General features: G+C 57.6%; 23 protein-coding genes. 13 read left to right on the plus strand and 10 right to left on the minus strand.

Annotated features, from left to right (window positions below; genetic code table 11):
• Nucleotides 1-424 precede the first annotated feature (424 nt).
• Nucleotides 425-1,093 carry an EAL domain-containing protein gene (locus J2T09_RS16715; RefSeq protein ID WP_306836699.1) on the minus strand — a complete coding sequence of 223 codons (669 nt, stop codon included), beginning with the start codon at nt 1,091-1,093 and terminating at the stop codon, nt 425-427.
• Nucleotides 987-2,711, minus strand: a complete 1,725-nt coding sequence (locus J2T09_RS16720; RefSeq protein WP_306836701.1) for a diguanylate cyclase domain-containing protein — start codon at nt 2,709-2,711, stop codon at nt 987-989. Before J2T09_RS16720 ends, J2T09_RS16715 begins: the two co-directional genes overlap by 107 nt.
• A 150-nt stretch (nt 2,712-2,861) precedes the next feature.
• Between J2T09_RS16720 and J2T09_RS16725 the strand changes: the two genes are divergently transcribed.
• The 3 genes from J2T09_RS16725 to J2T09_RS16735 all read left to right on the plus strand — a co-directional run bounded on the left by J2T09_RS16725 (nt 2,862) and on the right by J2T09_RS16735 (nt 4,827).
• The gene (locus J2T09_RS16725) at nt 2,862-3,659 is read left to right on the plus strand and encodes a transporter substrate-binding domain-containing protein (RefSeq protein WP_373458503.1); all 798 of its coding nucleotides are present in this window, start codon (nt 2,862-2,864) and stop codon (nt 3,657-3,659) included.
• Between the two features lie 509 nt (nt 3,660-4,168).
• On the plus strand, nt 4,169-4,417 hold the full coding sequence (locus J2T09_RS16730) for a plasmid stabilization protein (protein ID WP_306836706.1): 249 nt from the start codon (nt 4,169-4,171) through the stop codon (nt 4,415-4,417).
• Nucleotides 4,414-4,827, plus strand: coding sequence for a type II toxin-antitoxin system VapC family toxin (locus J2T09_RS16735; protein WP_306836708.1), 414 nt, complete (start codon nt 4,414-4,416; stop codon nt 4,825-4,827). Before J2T09_RS16730 ends, J2T09_RS16735 begins: the two co-directional genes overlap by 4 nt.
• A gap of 14 nt (nt 4,828-4,841) precedes the next feature.
• Here J2T09_RS16735 and J2T09_RS16740 read toward each other — a convergent pair whose 3' ends face one another.
• Both J2T09_RS16740 and J2T09_RS16745 read right to left on the minus strand, forming a co-directional pair.
• Nucleotides 4,842-5,996 (minus strand): site-specific integrase, encoded by a 1,155-nt coding sequence (locus J2T09_RS16740; RefSeq protein ID WP_306836710.1) that lies wholly within the window; start codon nt 5,994-5,996, stop codon nt 4,842-4,844.
• Complete coding sequence (locus tag J2T09_RS16745; protein ID WP_306836712.1) at nt 5,996-6,283, minus strand: DUF7673 family protein; 288 nt, start codon at nt 6,281-6,283, stop codon at nt 5,996-5,998. Before J2T09_RS16745 ends, J2T09_RS16740 begins: the two co-directional genes overlap by 1 nt.
• A gap of 169 nt (nt 6,284-6,452) precedes the next feature.
• On the opposite strand from J2T09_RS16745, the gene J2T09_RS16750 reads away from it, so the two are divergent.
• From J2T09_RS16750 to J2T09_RS16760, 3 genes are read left to right on the plus strand one after another with little or no spacing between them, the layout of a single operon-like run.
• A complete protein-coding gene (locus J2T09_RS16750) occupies nt 6,453-7,610 on the plus strand; it encodes an RHE_PE00001 family protein (RefSeq protein ID WP_306836714.1) in 1,158 nt (385 codons plus the stop codon).
• 38 nt (nt 7,611-7,648) lie between these two features.
• The gene (locus J2T09_RS16755) at nt 7,649-8,122 is read left to right on the plus strand and encodes a hypothetical protein (protein WP_162939850.1); all 474 of its coding nucleotides are present in this window, start codon (nt 7,649-7,651) and stop codon (nt 8,120-8,122) included.
• The gene (locus J2T09_RS16760; protein ID WP_306836716.1) at nt 8,059-9,225 is read left to right on the plus strand and encodes an ImmA/IrrE family metallo-endopeptidase; all 1,167 of its coding nucleotides are present in this window, start codon (nt 8,059-8,061) and stop codon (nt 9,223-9,225) included. The genes J2T09_RS16755 and J2T09_RS16760 overlap by 64 nt, the downstream gene beginning before the upstream one ends.
• Here the strand turns inward: J2T09_RS16760 and J2T09_RS16765 are convergent.
• From J2T09_RS16765 to J2T09_RS16775, 3 genes are all read right to left on the minus strand, one after another.
• Nucleotides 9,215-10,150 carry an alpha-glutamyl/putrescinyl thymine pyrophosphorylase clade 3 protein gene (locus J2T09_RS16765; RefSeq protein ID WP_306836718.1) on the minus strand — a complete coding sequence of 312 codons (936 nt, stop codon included), beginning with the start codon at nt 10,148-10,150 and terminating at the stop codon, nt 9,215-9,217. The genes J2T09_RS16760 and J2T09_RS16765 overlap by 11 nt on opposite strands.
• Before the next feature lies 1 nt (nt 10,151).
• Nucleotides 10,152-11,174 carry a thymidylate synthase gene (locus J2T09_RS16770; RefSeq protein WP_306836720.1) on the minus strand — a complete coding sequence of 341 codons (1,023 nt, stop codon included), beginning with the start codon at nt 11,172-11,174 and terminating at the stop codon, nt 10,152-10,154.
• An 88-nt stretch (nt 11,175-11,262) separates the two neighbouring features.
• The gene (locus J2T09_RS16775; protein WP_306836722.1) at nt 11,263-12,048 is read right to left on the minus strand and encodes a hypothetical protein; all 786 of its coding nucleotides are present in this window, start codon (nt 12,046-12,048) and stop codon (nt 11,263-11,265) included.
• A 148-nt stretch (nt 12,049-12,196) separates the two neighbouring features.
• Between J2T09_RS16775 and J2T09_RS16780 the strand changes: the two genes are divergently transcribed.
• Genes J2T09_RS16780 through arsH form a run of 6 tightly spaced genes read left to right on the plus strand, consistent with a single transcriptional unit; the run spans nt 12,197 to nt 15,715 of the window.
• Nucleotides 12,197-12,550, plus strand: coding sequence for an ArsR/SmtB family transcription factor (locus J2T09_RS16780; RefSeq protein WP_306836724.1), 354 nt, complete (start codon nt 12,197-12,199; stop codon nt 12,548-12,550).
• Entirely contained in the window at nt 12,520-12,981 is a 462-nt protein-coding gene (arsN2, locus tag J2T09_RS16785) for an arsenic resistance N-acetyltransferase ArsN2 (RefSeq protein WP_306836726.1), read from the plus strand. Before J2T09_RS16780 ends, arsN2 begins: the two co-directional genes overlap by 31 nt.
• Before the next feature lie 14 nt (nt 12,982-12,995).
• Entirely contained in the window at nt 12,996-13,523 is a 528-nt protein-coding gene (locus tag J2T09_RS16790) for an arsenate reductase ArsC (protein ID WP_306836729.1), read from the plus strand.
• Nucleotides 13,523-14,584 (plus strand): ACR3 family arsenite efflux transporter, encoded by a 1,062-nt coding sequence (gene arsB, locus J2T09_RS16795; protein ID WP_306836730.1) that lies wholly within the window; start codon nt 13,523-13,525, stop codon nt 14,582-14,584. The genes J2T09_RS16790 and arsB overlap by 1 nt, the downstream gene beginning before the upstream one ends.
• A 2-nt stretch (nt 14,585-14,586) precedes the next feature.
• Nucleotides 14,587-15,012, plus strand: a complete 426-nt coding sequence (gene arsC / locus J2T09_RS16800; protein WP_306836732.1) for an arsenate reductase (glutaredoxin) — start codon at nt 14,587-14,589, stop codon at nt 15,010-15,012.
• Nucleotides 15,005-15,715 carry an arsenical resistance protein ArsH gene (gene arsH, locus J2T09_RS16805; RefSeq protein WP_306836733.1) on the plus strand — a complete coding sequence of 237 codons (711 nt, stop codon included), beginning with the start codon at nt 15,005-15,007 and terminating at the stop codon, nt 15,713-15,715. The genes arsC and arsH overlap by 8 nt, the downstream gene beginning before the upstream one ends.
• Nucleotides 15,716-15,719: 4 nt before the next feature.
• Here arsH and arsK read toward each other — a convergent pair whose 3' ends face one another.
• Nucleotides 15,720-16,973 (minus strand): arsenite efflux MFS transporter ArsK, encoded by a 1,254-nt coding sequence (gene arsK, locus J2T09_RS16810; RefSeq protein ID WP_373458492.1) that lies wholly within the window; start codon nt 16,971-16,973, stop codon nt 15,720-15,722.
• Complete coding sequence (locus J2T09_RS16815) at nt 16,915-17,274, minus strand: ArsR/SmtB family transcription factor (protein ID WP_306836737.1); 360 nt, start codon at nt 17,272-17,274, stop codon at nt 16,915-16,917. Before J2T09_RS16815 ends, arsK begins: the two co-directional genes overlap by 59 nt.
• Nucleotides 17,275-17,316: 42 nt before the next feature.
• Between J2T09_RS16815 and J2T09_RS16820 the strand changes: the two genes are divergently transcribed.
• Nucleotides 17,317-17,829 (plus strand): DUF6428 family protein, encoded by a 513-nt coding sequence (locus J2T09_RS16820; protein ID WP_306836739.1) that lies wholly within the window; start codon nt 17,317-17,319, stop codon nt 17,827-17,829.
• A 214-nt stretch (nt 17,830-18,043) separates the two neighbouring features.
• Here the strand turns inward: J2T09_RS16820 and J2T09_RS16825 are convergent, their stop codons facing one another.
• The gene (locus tag J2T09_RS16825; protein ID WP_306836741.1) at nt 18,044-19,219 is read right to left on the minus strand and encodes a hypothetical protein; all 1,176 of its coding nucleotides are present in this window, start codon (nt 19,217-19,219) and stop codon (nt 18,044-18,046) included.
• Nucleotides 19,220-19,224: the final 5 nt, after the last annotated feature.

Raw genomic sequence — 19,224 nt, forward strand, 5'->3', positions numbered from 1 at the left:
CATGCGTTTGCGGTTTGTAGCGCCCGCTCTGGGAAAGGATGCTTCATGATTTCCCCACCTAACAAGTTCCTAGTGTTGGACCAGTGGCACTGATGAGTATGAGATCCGCAGTGACCGACCGCCCTTTCGTGACCTGCGCACGGACCACGACAGACCAACCATAGACCGGAATTCACCTCAGCCGAAAAAGATGTAGTTTCAGTAGGTTTCGTGTGTGGTCAGCTGACCACTACCCGGCAGGATGTCGTTCCGCGGTCAAGAGATAGAAGAAAGATGCGGATGCAAAGTGAGCGAGGCTCCGTAACGACGACAATTTCCACATAAAATATCGACGTGATAACAATCGTTTAGCGGTGTGGTCAGCTGACCACGACTGACTGAACCGATGATCCGTGATCGTGCGAAGATGCGGAGGAGGAAGGAGCTAAGATTCGTACGCTGGGCGATCTGATTGCGGCGTAAAGCTAATGAGCGCGAGATGTTTAGCCGGGACCGGCCGCGAAAACAGATAGCCCTGCAGATCGTTGCAGCCGATAGCGACCAGGAAATCTCTCTGTCCCTGTGTTTCCACGCCCTCTGCGGTCGTCTCTATTCCGAGATTGCGTGCGAGGCTAGTGACGGCCGCCGCGACCGCCGCTCCATTGCTCTGGGTGTCGAGGAGCCGTACGAAGGAGCGGTCGATCTTGATGCGGTCAATGCCGAAATGGATAAGGTGGCTGAGCGAAGAATAACCGGTACCAAAGTCATCGAGAGCGACCCTGATGCCGTACCCTCGCAGTCGTGCGAGGGTTTCCTTTGCCTGCTGCGGACTGTCGACGAGCGCGGTTTCCGTCAATTCCAGTTCAAGGCAGGATGGCGCAAAACCGTTTCTTTTCAGGACGGACAGCACGCTGTCGGCAAAGCCGGGATTCCTCAGCTGCCTTGGCGAGACATTCACGGCAATGGTCTTGTCCGGCAGTTTTGTCCGCCCAATCCGGCAGGCCTCTTCAAGAATGAAGATGCCCAGTGCGTCTATCAGTCCACTGCTTTCTGCAATCGGTATGAACTTGTCCGGCGAGAGCAGGCCGAGCCGAGGATGACGCCAAGCGAACAAGCGCCTCGGCACCTGAGACCGAATTTTCGTCCCCGGCCTTATGGATGGTCTGGAAGTGCACTTCGAAGGCCGGACGGTATATCGCGCCGGCGGCATTGCCGGACAGGGACGCAGCCTCGATCTGGGAGAGTTCCGTCCTGAGGTCATCGATCAGCCGCTCACGCTCGCGCTGCCCGGTTTCGATCTCGGCGTTGTAGAGGACATAACAGCCACGTCCTCTGGCCTTTGCCTGGTAGAGTGAAACATCCGCACGGCGAAGGAGTTCCTCTGGTGGGCATTGGTGATCGGTGCTTGTCGAAATGCCGATCGAACAGCCGATATGCGCTGTTACCTCTCCCTGGCGCAAAGCAAATGGCTGGTGGATCTCCGAAACGATCCTGTCGAAAATCTCGATCTGGGCAGCGACTTCATGTTTGCCGACCATAAGCAACACGGCGAATTCGTCACCGCCAAGGCGCGCGAGTGTACCGCGCGCCGCGACGACCTCGCTCATGCGCGCAGCTGTCTTGATGATGAGCTCGTCGCCGGCAGCATGACCGAATGTGTCGTTGACGGCCTTGAAGCGGTCGAGATCGATGAAGCCGACGACGATGCTGGTATCGGGGGAGGCGGATGTGAAGCACTCATCGAGCCGCCTGGCGAAAAGTTCGCGGTTGGGAAGACGCGTCAGCACGTCCTGCAGGGCGAGCTCCCTGGCATGCTGTTCGCTTCGACGTAGCTCTTTCCAGCTCCTATTGAGACGTAGCACCAAAAGCCAGAACAGTATGCCGATCACTGCGATGGCAGCGGCGAGATAGGGAGTGAGCCGCTCGATTACCTTGGAACCGGGAAGGTCCGGCGTCCAGATGATCACGCCGATCGGGTCTCCGGTGGCACTTGCCTCCACCTGAAAAGCAACCTCCCCGTCTTCGGCATCTATGGTTCGCGCGTAACGCGCGCCCTTCAAGCCCATCTCGCGGCTGAGGTCATCGAGGATGATGCCGTCCACGAAGCGAAAGGCGATCAGGTAAAAGTCTGTTTGTGCTGCTGTCGCTTCACCAGGATCGTCTTGACCAGCGCTCAAGACGATCGGCGACATGCCGACGATGGAAGCCCGGCCTTCCAGGCGCAGGATCTCCGCACGTGTCACGGCGGGCGCCGTCGCCTCGGAATTGTTATTGCGCACTTGATCGAAAAGGTCGGCAAGAAGCGGCCTTACCCACTGATAGCGTCGCGTGGTCGCAGCGTCGTCGTCGAAAACCAGGTTTCCCTGTCGATCAACGAGCAACATCTGTTCGAAACCGAATACGGCAGTTGCGGTCTCGCCAAATCTTCGAACCTCTGGCTGGTTGGCGTCATCGCCGCCTGCCACGCTGCCGGGCAGAAGTGATGTGTAGCCCGTTGCGACCATGGCAACGTCCGAGGCAACCCGATTGACCTGATCGGCAAGCTTGGTCGTGACGAGTTCTTTTTGGCGTTCAAGGGCGGCCAGATCGCTCTCGGCGCCGGCCCAAACCGTCGCAAGCACCGCGAGCAGGATCGCAGCAATGCCAATGGTCGCGATGGGAACGAAGATTAGCCGAGAATTTTTGCGGCGAGGAAGGCTTTCCGACAATACGCCGTACAGATGTGCAAGCAATTCCACCCCCCAATTTTGAGGTAGAATTCAGTAAAAAGATTGCGAAACACTTATAAACACAGTCGGAATTTAAGCAGCCTCTCAATAATGTATTTTAACGTCTCCGTGGCAGAATGGTTCTGTCACAATGGGGGAGGCGGGGAATTGATTATGCATATCGGCGGCAAGTCGTTGAGACTGGTATCGAGGCTTGCAATCGCATTGTTGGTGTTTGGCACTCTGGGGCAGGCTGCATCGCAGGCGCAGGAGGGGCCGACCAAGGTCGCCGTCGAAGGCATCTTTCCGCCGTTCAACTACCTGGATTCCAACAACACCCTGCAGGGCTTCGACGTCGAGATCGCCAACGCGCTTTGCGACGAAGCGCAATTGCACTGCGAGTTTGTCCCTCAGGATTGGGACGGTATGATCCCCAACCTTCTGGCCGGGAAATACGACACCATCATCTCGTCCATGTCGATGAGCGCGGAGCGCAAGGAAAAGGTCAGGTTTACCGCCCGCTATTATGACGGCCCATCGGTGTTCATCGTGCAGAAATCGTCCCCTCTCAAGCGCATGCAGGCCGGCGATCTCGCCGGCAAGAAGCTGGGCGTGACGTCCTCGACTGCTCAGGCGAGCTTCGCCAACGATCATTACAGCGGCGCGGAACGTATCGTTTATCCTTCGTCGCCCGACCTCTACAAGGCACTTGAAGCGAAGGAGGTCGACGTCATTCTCGAGGACAAGCTGGCGATCTACGACTGGCTGACCAACACGAAGGCGGGCAGTTGCTGCGAGTTCCGTGGTGAGGATATCAAGGATCCCAAATATTTCGGGGAAGGGGCAGGTATCGCAGTGCGTCCGGATGATACCGATCTCCTGCAGCGACTGGATCAGGCTTTGCAGAAAATCCAGACTGACGGGACCTATGACAGGATCAACGCGAAGTATTTTCCATTCAGCATTCGCTAAGTTTGGTGAAACACAGGGCTGCATTTGACCGGGGATCAGCACTTTAACGCACCCCCGAGCCATAACTGACGGGATCATCACACAGATGCTATCCCAGTCTCCCATCCTTGCATTTGTGGAGTTCAATTCCAGAAATGCGAGGACGATCGCCTTGTGATCAACCGCGTTTCTCGCTCGCTGCGGAGCGTCGCATTGTATAGTAGCTGGATGCCTGCTGCATGGATCGGTAAAGGGATTGGTCCATTTGGTTGGGTTATCGACGCGCGTGAAAGCAAAAGAGTACACGTACCCCACAACGTTGAACCGCTTTTCAGTTCAGCAGACCCTGTACGTCTAATCAAGAGGGTAGTGCCCCTGGAGCCGGCGAAGCTGGAAGCCGCTTTGTTACGGCAGTGTCTACCGTGACTGGTGGAAGCTCGGGGAGTTCATAAGTCAAACCATCAAGCTTGCTTCTGCCATCTTGATGGCATCAGCGTAAAGTAATATATTCGACCGAGAAGGAGACGATCATGGCAGCACCACAGCTCTCGGTTCGCAGTTCAAAAGCACGCGATATCGCGCATCGTCTTGCTCGTCGTGAGAATCGTACGATTGCCGATATCGTCGAGCGTGCGCTCGAGACATATGAATCCCGTGAAGCTGGGCGTGAACTGGCTGCGGATTTCTATCGGCGCCTCTCGTCGCAATCGGGGACGGATGTCGATCTGGAAATTCTTATTGACGAAAACAGAGTTCCCCACAAAGGCGTCGAACTTTGATCTTCCTTGATACGAATGTTGTATCAGAGACGCTGAAGAAAGTGCCCGACCCGGCAGTTATCGCATGGTTGGTTCGCCATGATGCAGAACTTGCACTGCCGACAGTTGCTGTTGCGGAGATCGCTTTTGGAATCCAGAAGATTCGGCCGGATCAACGCGCTGACCGATTGGAGGAGGGGCTTTCGAGCTGGCGTCGCCGTTTCTCCGACCGGATGTTCGCGTTCACGGAAGAAGCAGCATTGTCGTACGGTGAAATCATGGGTGATGCGGTACGTAAGGGCAGGGCAATGTCTGCTCCCGACGGCATGATCGCGGCGATTGCAAGGATCAACGGGGGCCGTCTGGCGACACGCAATCTGAAGGATTTCCAAACGACAGAATTGGAATTGATCTCACCCTGGGAATTCTGAGGTAAAATCTGCCTCTACAACAGTCGTGCTGCCCGACCACTACGACGGGTCGCGTTGTTGTAATAGCTGGACGCCTGCTGCACCGAGCGATGTCGGGACTGCTCCATTGCCTCGGGCAGGGGAATGCCGCGATTGGCGGCCTCGGTCAGATACCCCGATCGCAATCCGTGTGCGGAAAACTCCCCACTGTCCAACCCGGCCATTTCGGCACGCTGTTTGACGATCGCATTGATCGCCTGCGGATCGAGCGCGGTTTTGGCAACATTGCCCCAGCGGTCGATCTTGCGAAACACCGGACCACGCTCGATTTTTGCGATCTCCAGCCAGGCACCCAAGGCATCGACGGGGCGGCCGGTCAGATACACGACCTCTTCGTGATCCGAACCACTGGTCTTCGTCCGCCCTAGATGGATGGCCAGCGAGGGGAGGGGAGGGGTGCCATCGATTGCGATGGGCTCTTCCCTGGCCAGCTGCTCGACGCGCAGGCTTGCGATCTCGCTGCGCCGACGACCGCCGGAGGCAAAGGCGACCATCAGGATGGCGCGGTCGCGCAGATCTCGGATGCTGCCCGTCTCGCAGGTCGCAAGCAGCTTTGCCAGGATGTCGCCGGTGACCGCCTTGGCGCTCTTGCGGCGGCGTGGTCTGGGGACCGCGCGCACAGCGAGGCGTATGGCAGATTTGAGGGCAGGGGAGGAAAAGGTGCCCGCCAGCCCACGCCATTTGGTCAATGTCGACCAGGTCGCCAACCGGCGACGGACTGTGTCTGGTGCATGCGGCCCGGTGGATTTCAGGAAACGCTGATCCCGCAGGTTTTGCTCGACGGCGTCGGGCATGCCGTGCTGACGATCGACGGCGCGTTTGTCGGGATCCCAGAGATGATGAGCGACGAATTTCAGCAGCAGCGCTTCCGGGGCCGGCCAGGGCAGGGCGTGTCCGGTGGCCGCCAGCGACCAGGCTTGAAGATAGGCAAGGTCGGAGGTCAGTGCCCGCAAGGTGTTGTCGCCCATGCCCTCGTTGACGAGATGGCGCAAGGTGGCGACATCCTCGTCACTCAAAAGCTCCGCGAGTTCGTCGCGGCGATCGATCGGCAGTACGGCGGCGATCGTGTCGAGTTCGGTGGCACGGTGATCGACACCGGTGAGTGCTGCAGTTTTCCGTTTGGTCGGCATCAGTCGATCTCGATATGCGGCCGCCAGCGACGGATGATTTGAGCAATCTCCGGCTTGTAGGCGTCGGGATATTGAAGATCTTCTTCGCGGGCCATCCAGGTGAAGACCGTCACCATGTCTTCGGCCACATCACGATCGACATTGGCGAGATCGGTCAGATCGAAGCCACCATGCACCTCGGCGTTCCACCATGCGAGCACGAAATTTGCAACGCGGCTACCTTGATGGCTATCGCCATGGGCGACGTTGAGCAGCTTTTCGAGGGCGAAACGGACGCGATCTTCCATGGCTGTCAGCCTTTGCAAACAAGGGTTTGGGCCCGAATCTACGGATTTTGGCGCTGAAATCAATAACCATCGATAAAATTTACTTATCGATGGTTAGAACGCACCGACCAATCATACCATGTGAGGAACCCCAATATTCATATAGAGTTCCTATAACAAATCATTTACCATGATTTCAATGACTTACGATCTTACGAAAATCAGCATGATAGAACTATTGGAGCCGGCTTTTCGGGCGGGTATCGCACTTACCCGTCTTGATGAGCGCATCGCCCGCTCGCCGGTCGGATCCGGCTTTCTCGAGCGGCAAAATTTCGCCGATGCCTGTGCCTCGCTCTGGATCGACGGCGAACTTGTCCATCTCGAAGACCTCGTCCTCCACGACGCCTTGCGCGATACCCGCACCCCAACCCACGAACTCACCATCGCCCGTGATGTTATGAGGACCCGCCGGCGCATCGCCGCGCAGTCGCCCGACTGGGCTCTTTCCGCGGAGGGTATCCGGGTTTTGCGACAAACGTCGGACATCACCTCAGCGGGTGCAGGCGAGGTGGAGACGGCCGGCGTCATTCGACGCTCGGTCCCGATCGATGCGGAATGGGAGGGGGATGATGATGACGGCGGCAAATATTTGCCTGGCATCGACTATGCCGCCATCGATGCCACGCTGGCGCGATCGTCGGCCGCCATCGAGGACGCAACTCGGCCTGGCAGCGCTGGCGGCCGCGCGACGGCTAGCCGTCCAGAAAAAGATCCGATGATCTACGATCTCGACTGGGATGAGGATGCCCGGCTTGACGAATGGCGCGGCGTACTGCGCCAGGCTCAAGACTTGCCGGCGGCGCTGCAGGCCATCATCGCCCTCGATGTCTGGAACGAACTGTTGGTGCTTCAGCACGCGCCGTGGCTCGGCCGTCTGCTGGCCGCGTCGATCCTGCGGCAGGCTGGCATCACCACTGGCGCCCATCTTGCCGCGCTCAATCTTGGGCTCAAGTCCATTCCGGTCGATCGGCGCCGGCATCGCGATCGGGAGACGCGTCTGCTTGCCATCGCGCACGGCCTGATCGCCGCGGCCGAGATCGGCATGAAAGAGCATGACCGGTTGGCGCTGGCCCGCACGCTCGTGGAGCGGAAGCTGGAAGGACGGCGGACGTCGTCAAAGCTGCCCGAATTGGTCGAGCTGGTGATGGCACGTCCCCTTGTGTCGGCCGGGATGGTGGCGAAAACGCTCGACGTCACGCCGCAGGCGGCGCGGCGGATCGTTTTGGAACTCGGCCTCAGGGAGATGACGGGGAGGGGAAGGTTTCGGGCGTGGGGGCTGATTTAATGATCCAAATATTGTTGGGGGGAAAATAGTTCTGTTGGATGAGCGATGCTGCCAAATGTTCTGTTGATGATACGATCCCACCGAGTAGATTAAGATTTTATACAACTGAATCAGTCAAAGCTGTTGTCGGTGGATGTATCGCTGGCCAGCCTTCTGAAATTCGATCGCTTATGGCAGGCTTTGATCACTTGGAACTGCAATTCTTATCCCCTGCCATGAGCGACGTGACGCTGGACAAAGACGTGGCTAGCGGCTTATTGGGACCCGGCTTGACTGCGAGCTATAACGCACTAGTTGCAGACTTCAGGGATGCACTCTTTTTGGGGGAGCTTCCGGATAGTCCGATAGTCTCGCACCAGCATGGAAATTTACGTTTGTCGTATCGCATTGAAGGCGACACGTTTCTGGAAGTTGAACCGATCGGCAAGTCAATCGTTCGTCAGAGTGAATGGCAGAAAGCTTTTCGAGTTCGGTTGCGAAACATAACTTCGGCCGGGAAGGTTTTGATATGAGTTTCGAGCCAAACTGGGCATCACCGCCGGGAGCCACAATCGAGCGATTGATGGCTACGCGGGAAATCGACGCCGAGGAACTTGCCGACGGGCTCGGTTTGGAGCGGCCCGATTTTTCGCTACTGCTGAGCGGGAACGCGCGTATCACGCCAACGCTTGCGTCAGCTCTGGCTGATCACCTTGGTTCAACGCCTAGGTTTTGGCTCGCTCGCGATAAGACCTATCTGTCAGACCTCGCGCGTTTGTCTGCTGCTGCAGATACTGATGCCAATTGGGCCAAGGCAATGCCGGTGGCTTCAATGAGGAGATTTGGTTGGATTGACCGGAGCGTCAAGAAAGACGCGCTAAAAGACGAGCTGCTGTCATTTTTCAACTGCGCAAGTCTTCCTGACTGGAACTCACGCTACTCCGGCGGGATAGGTGCTGTTGCTTTTCGTCGTTCGTTCGCCTTTGACGTTGACGAAATGGCAACGCTCGTCTGGCTGAGAGCTGGCGAGCGGCAGGGGATCGAGCTTGATCTTCCGAAGTTTGATCCGAAAGGGTTTATTGATCTGTTGCCGCGGCTAAGAAAGCTTTCAGCTTTCAAGAAGCCATCGATTTTCCTCCCGCGCTTAGTCGAGGCCTGCCGTACGGTAGGTGTAGCGGTCACTACTGCTCGAGCACCCGATGGCTGCAGGGCCAGCGGTGCCACCTGGAAACTTGCGAGCGGAAATCCGATCATTCATCTGAGCTTCCGCCATCGTGCGGAGGATCACTTCTGGTTCACCTTTTTCCACGAAGCTGGCCACGTCGTCATGCATGGAGACTCCCACCTCGACGTCGAAGGCGGCGACGCTTCATTCCTTGGCTCGTCGAAGGAAGAGAACGAGGCGAACTTATTCGCACAGGACTATCTTCTCCCGCGCGAGGTTCGAAAGGCACTGATGGATCGCCCGCATCCTCAAGCCATTCTTAGGGCTGCTAAGTTGGTAGGTGTATCGCCTGGAATCATCGTTGGTCAGCTTGAGAGGGCCAAAGCTCTGCCGCCAGGCCGGCTGAGTAAAATGAAGCATCGCTACCGCTGGGATGACAATCCCTATATGCCGGAACTTGCTAGCCCTTGAAATATTTGTACTGGTCCGGACTTTTCTGCCAATTGCACAGGCTGTCCTCCAGTACCTGCTTCCCGACTCCCAAATAGTCGTCCATCTGATCAACCCGGCCGCCCAGGGTGGCGGCGGACACAGGATGTGCCGTATTATTGTGAAAGAGCAGTTTAGCACCTGCAAGGGGGCCGGTCGCGCCGACGAGATAGGTGCTGCCTGCGTCGATAGGTGCGAGGTTCAGTTTAGCTAGCATCGTTAGAAAGTCGAAGTTTCCTAATCTACCAAACCCGAATACGGGCTTCAAAGATCGATACAACTGATCGAAAACATCCGTTGGATTTTGTCCGTGAGTTTTGTGGATGGCTTGAACCTTAGCCGAGAAACCACCGTGATCGAACTGCCAAGCGTGAAATGAGCTAAAGACCTTGCTGATGATCTCAGGATTTTTGCTTTGGTACTGGCGGTGATTGGAAAACCGACCGGATTTAGCCATGTCCTTCAGAGCTGGGCTGTTGTTTACAAGCATCGCGTCAAACTGCGCGGGCTGGGCCACGTAGGTTGGGAGTGTCCAGACAGGGCCTTGACCGAACGAGCCCATTACGTTTGAGGCGAGCAACCAGCCATCGGTAACATGCTTGCCGAAATGCGTCGCTATGAAAGTTAGCCATATGGCCTCATCAATCTGCCCCTTGCGGCCGAGGAGGGCCGCGCCCTTTAGTGGATCAAATAGCGAGTGATGAGGATCGAGGCGGGTTGGATCAATCTTCTGATCATTGAGAAGTCGAATGAATTCAATTCGACGCAAACTCGAAATCATCTGCGCCACCCAAGTCTCGCTCCTCGAAGCCGTTGTCAGCCCAGGAAGAGGCCCGTGATCGCTTTCATAAGCGGCGAGCGCTGCTTTGATATCGGTGGCACGATCAGCGTGATGACGCAGCGACATTTCAGAAATCCCTCAAAATACCAAACGCCGTATCTTCGGAACCGGCCCATCGGTCAATTCGATCTAAAACCAGCACTCGATAGCAAGGATGAAGTTGCGAAATCATCTCTTCATATTGATCGCTTCTCACCTTTGCCTTCATCATGGAGTGAAGCTTTGAAACCGTCACGAGGTCCATCCAGTAATTTGGTAAACTAGATGCCGCTTCGAAAGAAAAGTTTCCATTTCGATATTCCCTCTCGGCACTTAGGAATTCCTTGGCAGATGTCCAAGGGTCTCCACTTGGTAAGGCGGGCATTGCAATTTCCTCGAAGCTACCTTCCTCAACGTATTCATTCGCCAAGGTCCGTGACGGGCCGAACTCGTTATCGTCGTAGAGATGCAAGCTTGCCACCGAATGCTGGTACGTCCCCACCCCATACCCAAGCTCCGCAGCAGCCATTTCTTGAAACATTGTGAAAGAAAAGATGTCGTGTGGCAGGCCTATCCACGCGTCATTTGAACGCATGTGGGTATGTAGGTGCAGCGCATTGTTACGAACCACGAAGTGAAGGGTACAGGTACATGGGATGTCATTGCTCTGGCGCGCTGCGTCATCGTTTGAAAAGATCTGAATGACGGCATTGCGAGATCCCGGACGTGCGCGCAACAGACTTATGATCCGGCTCCATTGGCTCGCCCCTCGGGGAAGAAAAATGCGCTTCCCATATGCGCCATTGGCGGTCAGGCCTCCATCATCGGAAAACTGAGCGTATTTCTTACCGAGGTAATGCGATATGAACTCAATCGTGTTGTCGCCCGCGAGATACCAGGCCAACTCGCCAACGGCACTGAACAGAATTGAGCGCCCCATCGCGCGGCTCAGGCGAGCCCGCGGATCCGTCAGCTGGAGCAGCGCTCCGAAAACTTCGGTGCTGGTACCTTTTTTTGAAGATACGCGATTGTTCTGCGGATTTTCCGACAGCAGCCGGGCGTAGGTCAGCCTCAGTAATTTATCGATATGATTTTCCGATGCGTAGAACAACGCTATTTCCCACCCGATTCCCCTCTAGAAAGATAGTTAATGGCATGGTTCGATACAACGCTAGGTTAGAAAATTTCTAGACGCAGTTTCACCTGTCCTTCATGAACGCCTCGCGATAGCGTCCTGGCAGGGTCGTCGTGGTTTCGAGAGCAGAATTCAGATGATGGCATTGAAAGATCGCCATCAGAGCTTGGAATCGATAGCGGTCCAGCAGTGCATTTGCAGTCGCTTTAATCTTCCCATCCATGTCGTCGACATATGGATAGATGAACTGCACGCCGAGGCCATTCGGATGGGAGATTTCCGAGAGGAAATCATAGTTCTTCATCGCGGATAATGTCTGTTCAGGCAGCTCAGGCTCAGCTCCCGGTTTCCTTAGGGCTTTGAACAACACGGTGAAGACGCCGTACTTTTCATCAAGATAACGCACATACTTTGCATCAACCTCTTCGAAATGACGCAGGGCATCGTTGACGTGAACTGGCTTAATAGCTGCTTGCTTGGAACCTCCCCAGAATGAGGTGAAGCGCTTTTCCAAGTTCTCCAATTTACCGTGTGCTGTTAGCCGATCCATTTCGGATATGAAGAAGCTTCCCATGGCAATGGTCTCGATTAAAGCCCTTCCAACGATCGTTGCTGGAACGATGTGGCCAGACGCGATCAATGACTCGATCGACCGCGTAAAGTCATCGCACCGCTTGGCATAGCCATATGCGAGCTCCAAAATTGAGAAAAGATGGGTTCCCTTAGGGTTGAACTCGAAAGAGATCTCGGTTGTCGCCCAGCTATTAAGTTCCGCTTTTATCCCGGAAAGCCGCTCCATCGCGAGCGGCAAGGTCTCAATCGTCGCAGGCCCCTGGCCTCCTTCCAGCATCGCGAATCTCCTATATACAATCTCTAATATTTCGAGACAGAACCTTGGCGATCCAGAGGCGCCGGTCAATAGTGCGATTCCGTTCGAAACCTAATGAGGCCTGCAGTTGCCGGATTGACAACTCCAACATATCCATTAATCTGGATATATGGAAAATAACGGCGCGATAGCGGCCCTCGCGGCCTTGGCACAAAACACCCGCCTCGAGACATTTCGGTTGCTCGTCCGACATGAGCCGGATGGCATTCCGGCTGGCGAACTCGCCCGGCTCCTCGATGTCCCGCAGAACACGATGTCGGCGCATCTTTCGACGCTGTCCCGTGCCGGGTTGGTCAAGAGCGAGCGCCAGAGCCGATCTATCATCTACCGGGCAGACCTAGACGGCCTGCGCGACCTGACACTATTTCTGCTGAAGGATTGCTGCGGCGGATCGACGGAGCTTTGCGCTCCCCTGATCGCAGAACTGACGCCATGCTGCGCGCCGGGGGCGAAGCCATGTTGAGCGCGATCGCATTGCACGAAGTGGCAGGTAGCGACACTCGTCTTCGCGAAGCGCTCCGTGCCGCGGATCTCCCGACCGATGATATTGAAGACGATGGCCGTGCCTTCTTCGAAGCCGTCTCACGCGACGGGCAAACGATCGGATATGCCGGCCTCGAACGCTGCGGCGGCGATTACCTGCTGCGTTCTGTTGTCATCCTGCCGGCACACCAGGGTTATGGGTTCGGTCGGGCGATCGTCGAGGCAACGCTACGGGATGTCGATGGGGATGTCTTCCTTGCTACGACGAGCGCCACGTCGTTCTTCTCGAGCCTCGGGTTTTCAGAGGTGTCGCGGGCCGAAGTGCCGGCGGCCGTTCTCTCAACTCGCCAGCTTTCTTCCATTTGCCCCTCGTCGGCGACCATCATGAAGCTCAACAGGCCTCCGACCTAACACGGACAACGACCATGACTGACAAGACCTACAACGTGCTGTTCCTCTGCACGGGCAATTCCGCTCGCTCTATTCTCGCCGAATCCATCCTCAACAAGGAGGGTGGTGGTCGGTTCAAGGCGTACTCCGCCGGGAGCCAGCCGAAGGGCGAGGTCAATCCTTATGCCCTGAAGGAACTGGAGACGCTGGGCTATCCATCGACCGGATCCTCGTCGAAGAGCTGGGACGTGTTTGCGGCGTCCGGCGCGCCGGAGATGGATTTCATCTTCACGGTCTGCGACAGCGCCGCCGGCGAGGCCTGCCCCGTCTGGATCGGCCATCCTGTGACAGCCCACTGGGGCGTCGAAGATCCAGCCGTGGTCTCCGGTCTCGACATCGACAAGCAGCGCGCTTTCGCGCAGGCGGCCTGCTTCCTCAAGAACCGGATCCTCGCATTTGTGAACCTGCCGCTCGCGTCCATCGATCGGCTGGCGCTGGAGACAAAGCTCCGCCAGATCGGTGCGATGGAAGGTTCGACCTCATCGCAGGGAAAGTCCGCCTGATGTCCACCTTCGAACGATACCTGACCGTCTGGGTCTTCCTCTGCATCGCCGTCGGCGTTGCCCTCGGCCACCTGATGCCCGGTATCTTCCAGGTCATCGGCGGCGCCGAGATCGCCAAGGTCAATATCCCGGTTGCAATCCTGATCTGGCTGATGATCATTCCGATGCTGCTGAAGATCGATTTCCGGTCGCTGGCGCAGGTCGGCTCCTACTGGCGCGGGATCGGCGTCACGTTGATCATCAACTGGGCGATCAAACCGTTCTCCATGGCATTGCTGGGATGGCTTTTCGTCGGCTGGCTCTTCCGGCCATATCTGCCCGGGGATCAGATCGACTCCTATATCGCAGGCCTGATCATCCTTGCCGCCGCACCCTGCACAGCCATGGTTTTTGTCTGGTCCAACCTGACACGGGGCGAGCCACTGTTCACCCTGTCGCAGGTCGCCCTGAATGACGCGATCATGGTCGTCGCCTTTGCGCCGATCGTTGGCCTGCTGCTCGGCCTATCGGCCATCACCGTGCCGTGGGCGACGCTTGCCCTGTCCGTTGCTCTCTACATTGTCGTGCCTGCCATCATTGCCCAGGTGCTTCGGAGCTACCTGACGGCCAACGGCACGACGGGCGCGCTCGACCGCTTGCTTGCGAAGCTGCAGCCGATGTCGCTCATCGCGTTGCTCGCCACACTCGTGCTTCTCTTCGCCTTCCAGGGGGAGCAGATCATTGCCCAGCCGGCCATCATCGCGCTGCTGGCTGTGCCGATCCTGATCCAGGTCTATCTGAACTCAGGGCTGGCCTACCTTCTGAACCGCTTGGCAGGCGAGCGCCACTGCGTCGCCGGGCCGTCAGCGCTCATCGGTGCCAGCAACTTCTTCGAGCTCGCGGTTGCCGCCGCCATCAGCCTGTTCGGGTTTCAGTCGGGCGCGGCACTCGCCACCGTCGTCGGCGTCCTGATCGAGGTGCCGGTGATGCTCTCGGTAGTCTGGATCGTGAACCGCTCGAAGGGTTGGTACGAGGCATCGCCCGCCGTTTCCCGCAACACCATCATCATCGAAAGACCCTGATCATGGACGCCACCATCTATCACAATCCCGCCTGCGGCACCTCTCGCAATACGCTGGCGCTGATCCGCGCCGCCGGGATCGAACCCACCGTCATCGAGTACCTGCAGAACCCGCCATCGCGCGCGCAGCTATCCACGATGATCGCAGAGGCCGGCCTGACGGTCCGCGAAGCGATCCGTGAGAAGGGCACGCCTTACGCGGAACTCGGCCTCGACAATCCGGGCCTGACGGATGACCAGTTGCTGGACGCGATGATCGCCACCCCCATCCTGATCAACCGACCACTCGTCGTCACGCCGCTCGGCACCAGGCTGGCCCGCCCTTCGGAGGTCGTGCTCGACATTCTGCCGGTCGACGCCTTCAAAGGGCCGTTCATCAAGGAAGACGGCGAACAGGTCCTCGACCAGGAAGGAAAGCGCATTGTCTGAGACATTTCCCGCACTGCACGATGACCATCTTCAGCCGGTTTCGCCAGAATCCCTTCGCCCGGCGTTCTCCACCCACAAGCCACGGATCCTGATCCTCTATGGATCGCTCCGGGAAGTGTCGTATAGCCGTCTGCTTGCCTTCGAAGTCCGTCGGCTGCTCGAGCGCCTCGGATGCGAGGTGCGAATATTCGATCCGGCCGGATTGCCGCTCCCGGATGAGGCACCTGTCAGCCATCCCAAGGTTCACGAACTCCGCGACTTCACGCAATGGTCGGAAGGCCAGGTCTGGATCAGCCCAGAGCGCCACGGCGCGATGACAGGCATCATGAAGGCGCAGATCGACTGGATCCCGCTGTCGCTCGGCTCCGTCCGCCCCACCCAGGGCAAGACGCTGGCGGTGATGGAGGTTTCCGGCGGTAGCCAGTCTTTTAACGCCGTGAACCAGTTGCGCATCCTTGGTCGCTGGATGCGGATGATCACCATCCCCAATCAAAGCAGCGTTGCGAAGGCGTTTCAGGAATTCGACACCGACGGCCGGATGAAGCCATCGTCTTACTATGACCGCGTCGTCGATGTCTGCGAGGAGCTGGTGAAGTTCACTATCCTCACGCGCGATGCATCGTCCTACCTCACCGACCGATATAGCGAGCGGAAGGAAGAGGCGGCCGAACTGGAGAAGCGGGTCTCGCTCAAGTCGATCTGACGGATCAGGCCGTTGCGGTGGCAGGCTGCCGGCAGGACGCTGCCACTGCCACGAAAGCCGCGATACTGATCGCCCCAAGGCATGCGTTTGCGACGAGGGCAAAGCTCAGCCCGATATTCTCCATCGCCGCCGCGAACACGAAGGGCGCGCCGGCGCCAACCGCCAGACGGGCGGCCGCCATCTTGCCCGTAATCGCGCCATATCCGTCCGATCCGAACAGATAAAGCGGCAGGCTCCCTTGCGCGATGCTGTTGATGCCGGAACCGAGCCCGAGGCAAATGGCGAAGGCGACCGCACCCGGCAGCCAGTTGCCCGTCATCAGCAGGATCAGGACGCCGAAGACGATGAGCACGGCCGACAGGAGCGCAAGCCCCGGCGGCGACAGGTTCTTCCCAAACACCATGTTGATCAGGCGGCTCAGAACCTGCGCCGGGCCGAACAGCGAGCCGATCACGACGGCGGCCGCGCCCAGCCCGATCGAGCCAAGCATCGGGACCATATGGGCAAGGATGGCGGCGAGCGTGAAGCCGAGGAGCGCGAAGGCAAAGGAGACTATCACCATGGCGCGGCGACGGGCGTGCGGCGGGATCGCGCCGATGACCGTCTCGCGCGGTTGGATGGATGCTTCGCCTGCCTTCTTTCCGAGGCTTCGGATCCAGAAGTGCAGCGGCATGCAAAGAAACAGGTTCAGCGCCGCAAAGACGAGATAGATTTCCCGCCAGGACAGATAGCTGGTGAGCGTCGCCGAGATCGGCCAGAAGATCGTCGAGGCAAAACCGCCGATCAGCGTCAGATAGGTGATGCTGCGGGAGGCTGTGCGGGGATCGCTCTCGACCAGTGCCGCGAATGCCGCCTGATACTGGACCATGCCGGAAGACACTTCGAGCAGGATGATGGCGATGGCGAAGATCGCGATCGAGGGTGACCAGGCGCAAAGGGCGAGTGTCACTGCGGCAAGGGCCGAGCCGATCGTCATGATCGTCGCGGCGCCGATCCTGTCCATCTGCTTGCCGATATAGGTGGCCGACAGGCCACCGATGAACAGCGACACGGAGAACACGCCAAAAACTTCCGCCAGCGACAAGCCGAGATCCGCCGACATGCCGGGCGCCAGGATGCTGAAGCTGTAATAGAGCGTGCCGTAGCCGATGATCTGCGTCAGGCCGAGAGCCGAGACGAGCCCGGCCGGGATGTTCGAACTATGCAACGACGTCACCCTTGTCGGCCGGGATGCAGCAGTCCTCGGTACGCTCGACATTCTCCCGGATCGCCGGATGGCCGGCGCAGCAGTCTTCCGTCAGGAATTTGACGAGATCGGCGAGTGCCTCGTAGCTAGCGCTGTAGATGATCGAGCGGGATTCCCTTCGCTGGGAGATCAATCGCGACCGCTCCAACTCCTTCAGATGGAAGGACACGTTCGTGGCGGAGACGCCCATGCGCTCGGCGATGACGCCCGCGGCCAGCCCTTCAGGCCCGGCCACGACCAGCGCCCGGACGATGGCAAGGCGCGTTTCCTGGGATAGCGCGGCGAACGATGAAAGGGCTTGACGTTCATCCATACTTCAAAAATCCTTGAATTATTGGATGGAGGGATAACCCACATGAACGCGATCGACAAGGCGGTTTCGGCCGATATCAGTCTCGGCCATCTGCTGGATGTGCTCGCGGTGGCGCCGAACGCCCCGTTGGTGTTCAGCTATGACGGTAACCCCATCCGCGCGGGCTATCACGTCACCGAGGTGAAGGCCGGGCAGTTTTCGGCGCTCGACTGCGGAGCCAACCCGGAAGCCTGGGCAGAGATCTTCGTGCAGCTCTGGGATATCGACGAGGATGGTCGGACACACATGCCGGCCGGCAAGTTCGCGGCTATCATCCGCAAAGTCTCCGACCATGTGCAGCTTGAGCCGACGGCAAAACTCACTTTCGAGGTCAGTGACGGAGAGCGGCCGATGGCCCTCTACTGTGCGGTCACGCCGCGGCTCGTCGCCGGCAGCTTTGAGGTTTCCCTTTCTGCACGGCCAGCGAGCTGCAAGCCGCGGGACCGGTGGCTGGCGGAGGAACAGGCCAAATCATCTTGCTGCGGGCCGACAACCAAGGAGTCAAAGTGCTGCTAATGATCAAACTCGTAGGCTCTTAATCGCCGATATTATGCCGAGCTTACTGGGCGATTTTACTTGAAATCTCGGGCCTCAGGGAACGGGCTCGGCATAAATACCTGACCTTCACCCCGATACCCTCAAGGTCAAGAGTCTCAATTTTCACTGATTAAAGCGGATCCGGAGCGGCCGATACACTCCTTACAAGACTAAAAAAGTTTGAAACCGAGGGCTAGTAAGTGGCCTTCCATAAATGAAACTGCAGCCAGTTCGCTTGCTCGAAGGTTTCAATTGGAATTCCGTTACGGATGCCATTCACAATCCTCCGCATAACGGCCGGAATAGCATACTGAAAACGGACAGGCCGGAAGAGCTCATCCAGTTTTTCGACGTCAAGTTTGGGATATTGAGCTTGCAGCTCCCAAGAGCGCCTCACTGTTCTATTATGCTCAGAGATTGGCATGAACACAGCAATATCGCCGCCTGCGGGCTCGGGGAGTGCTTGCGGTGCAAACAGGCGAATTTTCTCCTTGCCTTTAATATCGGAAAGGTTTGGATCGAGTTGTTGCTCGATGAAGGACCGGATGAGCAGGGGAGCATCTTTGTCCCAGGGGACACGAACATACTCGCTCAGGTCGGGGTGGTTGAAGAAAAGCTGTAGGCCGATCACAACGCTTTCCTCAACGTAGACGTGCGAATAAAGCCGTTCGCGATGCTTTAACACGGACTTTCTGCGCTCAAGCGAGTTCGAGTGGGTTGATTGCAGCGATCGGATTTTGAGCAGCAGATCGTCTGCTTCTTGCGTTCTAAACGCAAGGCGGCCAGCCGGGAATTCACGAAAGTCATAAAGCAGCTCTCGGACAGAAACTTCCAATTCGGCTTCGTCCAACAACAGTTTTGCGGCAGATGCGCGCCAGCTAGCAAGGAGCGGAGTGGGCTTCCCAGGGGAATATGCGCCGAAATGCTTTGCGGCGACGTGAGGATGACGAATTGCGCGCCGGACAATTTCACCCCACCCGATGACGCCCACGCTGAATAGACCTGCCAATTGGTGCTTGGCAGAAATCTCACGAGCACACGCTTGAATGTCTTCATCGTCCGGGGCGGTAGTCACAAGGTAAAACGCCTTAAGTGCTGGCTTGAATGCCTTTGCCTTCTGGACCTCTTTCTCCAGATCTTTGCGGGTGAGTGTTTTGACAGGCCACGTCGACTTTTTCTTGCACTGGATGCCTACCGGCCAGAGGGCACCATCCCGCCCGACGATATCAACCCCGTCCTGAGATTGACCGGATCTTCCATGCCGAACCAACCCGGTATCGCGCCATTCGTCCTGGAAAACATCTGCACACAGTTCTTCAAACTGATCCCAGCTTCTCGGTGGCGCCTGCTCAAAATGTACGAAATGCATGTTTC

It is taken from the genome of Neorhizobium huautlense, assembly GCF_030811685.1.
Taxonomy (GTDB): Bacteria; Pseudomonadota; Alphaproteobacteria; order Rhizobiales; family Rhizobiaceae; genus Neorhizobium; species Neorhizobium huautlense_A.

Excerpts from the sequence above, each read along its gene's own strand:
- J2T09_RS16725 (WP_373458503.1), top strand. The coding sequence starts at position 2,862 with ATGCATATCGGCGGCAAGTCGTTGAGACTGGTATCGAGGCTTGCAATC.
- J2T09_RS16730 (WP_306836706.1), top strand. The coding sequence starts at position 4,169 with ATGGCAGCACCACAGCTCTCGGTTCGCAGTTCAAAAGCACGCGATATC.
- J2T09_RS16740 (WP_306836710.1), bottom strand. The coding sequence starts at position 5,996 with ATGCCGACCAAACGGAAAACTGCAGCACTCACCGGTGTCGATCACCGT.
- J2T09_RS16745 (WP_306836712.1), bottom strand. The coding sequence starts at position 6,283 with ATGGAAGATCGCGTCCGTTTCGCCCTCGAAAAGCTGCTCAACGTCGCC.
- J2T09_RS16750 (WP_306836714.1), top strand. The coding sequence starts at position 6,453 with ATGATTTCAATGACTTACGATCTTACGAAAATCAGCATGATAGAACTA.
- J2T09_RS16755 (WP_162939850.1), top strand. The coding sequence starts at position 7,649 with ATGAGCGATGCTGCCAAATGTTCTGTTGATGATACGATCCCACCGAGT.
- J2T09_RS16760 (WP_306836716.1), top strand. The coding sequence starts at position 8,059 with ATGGCAGAAAGCTTTTCGAGTTCGGTTGCGAAACATAACTTCGGCCGG.
- J2T09_RS16765 (WP_306836718.1), bottom strand. The coding sequence starts at position 10,150 with ATGTCGCTGCGTCATCACGCTGATCGTGCCACCGATATCAAAGCAGCG.
- J2T09_RS16775 (WP_306836722.1), bottom strand. The coding sequence starts at position 12,048 with ATGCTGGAAGGAGGCCAGGGGCCTGCGACGATTGAGACCTTGCCGCTC.
- J2T09_RS16780 (WP_306836724.1), top strand. The coding sequence starts at position 12,197 with ATGGAAAATAACGGCGCGATAGCGGCCCTCGCGGCCTTGGCACAAAAC.
- arsN2 (WP_306836726.1), top strand. The coding sequence starts at position 12,520 with ATGCTGCGCGCCGGGGGCGAAGCCATGTTGAGCGCGATCGCATTGCAC.
- J2T09_RS16790 (WP_306836729.1), top strand. The coding sequence starts at position 12,996 with ATGACTGACAAGACCTACAACGTGCTGTTCCTCTGCACGGGCAATTCC.
- arsB (WP_306836730.1), top strand. The coding sequence starts at position 13,523 with ATGTCCACCTTCGAACGATACCTGACCGTCTGGGTCTTCCTCTGCATC.
- arsC (WP_306836732.1), top strand. The coding sequence starts at position 14,587 with ATGGACGCCACCATCTATCACAATCCCGCCTGCGGCACCTCTCGCAAT.
- arsK (WP_373458492.1), bottom strand. The coding sequence starts at position 16,973 with ATGTCGAGCGTACCGAGGACTGCTGCATCCCGGCCGACAAGGGTGACG.
- J2T09_RS16815 (WP_306836737.1), bottom strand. The coding sequence starts at position 17,274 with ATGGATGAACGTCAAGCCCTTTCATCGTTCGCCGCGCTATCCCAGGAA.
- J2T09_RS16820 (WP_306836739.1), top strand. The coding sequence starts at position 17,317 with ATGAACGCGATCGACAAGGCGGTTTCGGCCGATATCAGTCTCGGCCAT.
- J2T09_RS16825 (WP_306836741.1), bottom strand. The coding sequence starts at position 19,219 with ATGCATTTCGTACATTTTGAGCAGGCGCCACCGAGAAGCTGGGATCAG.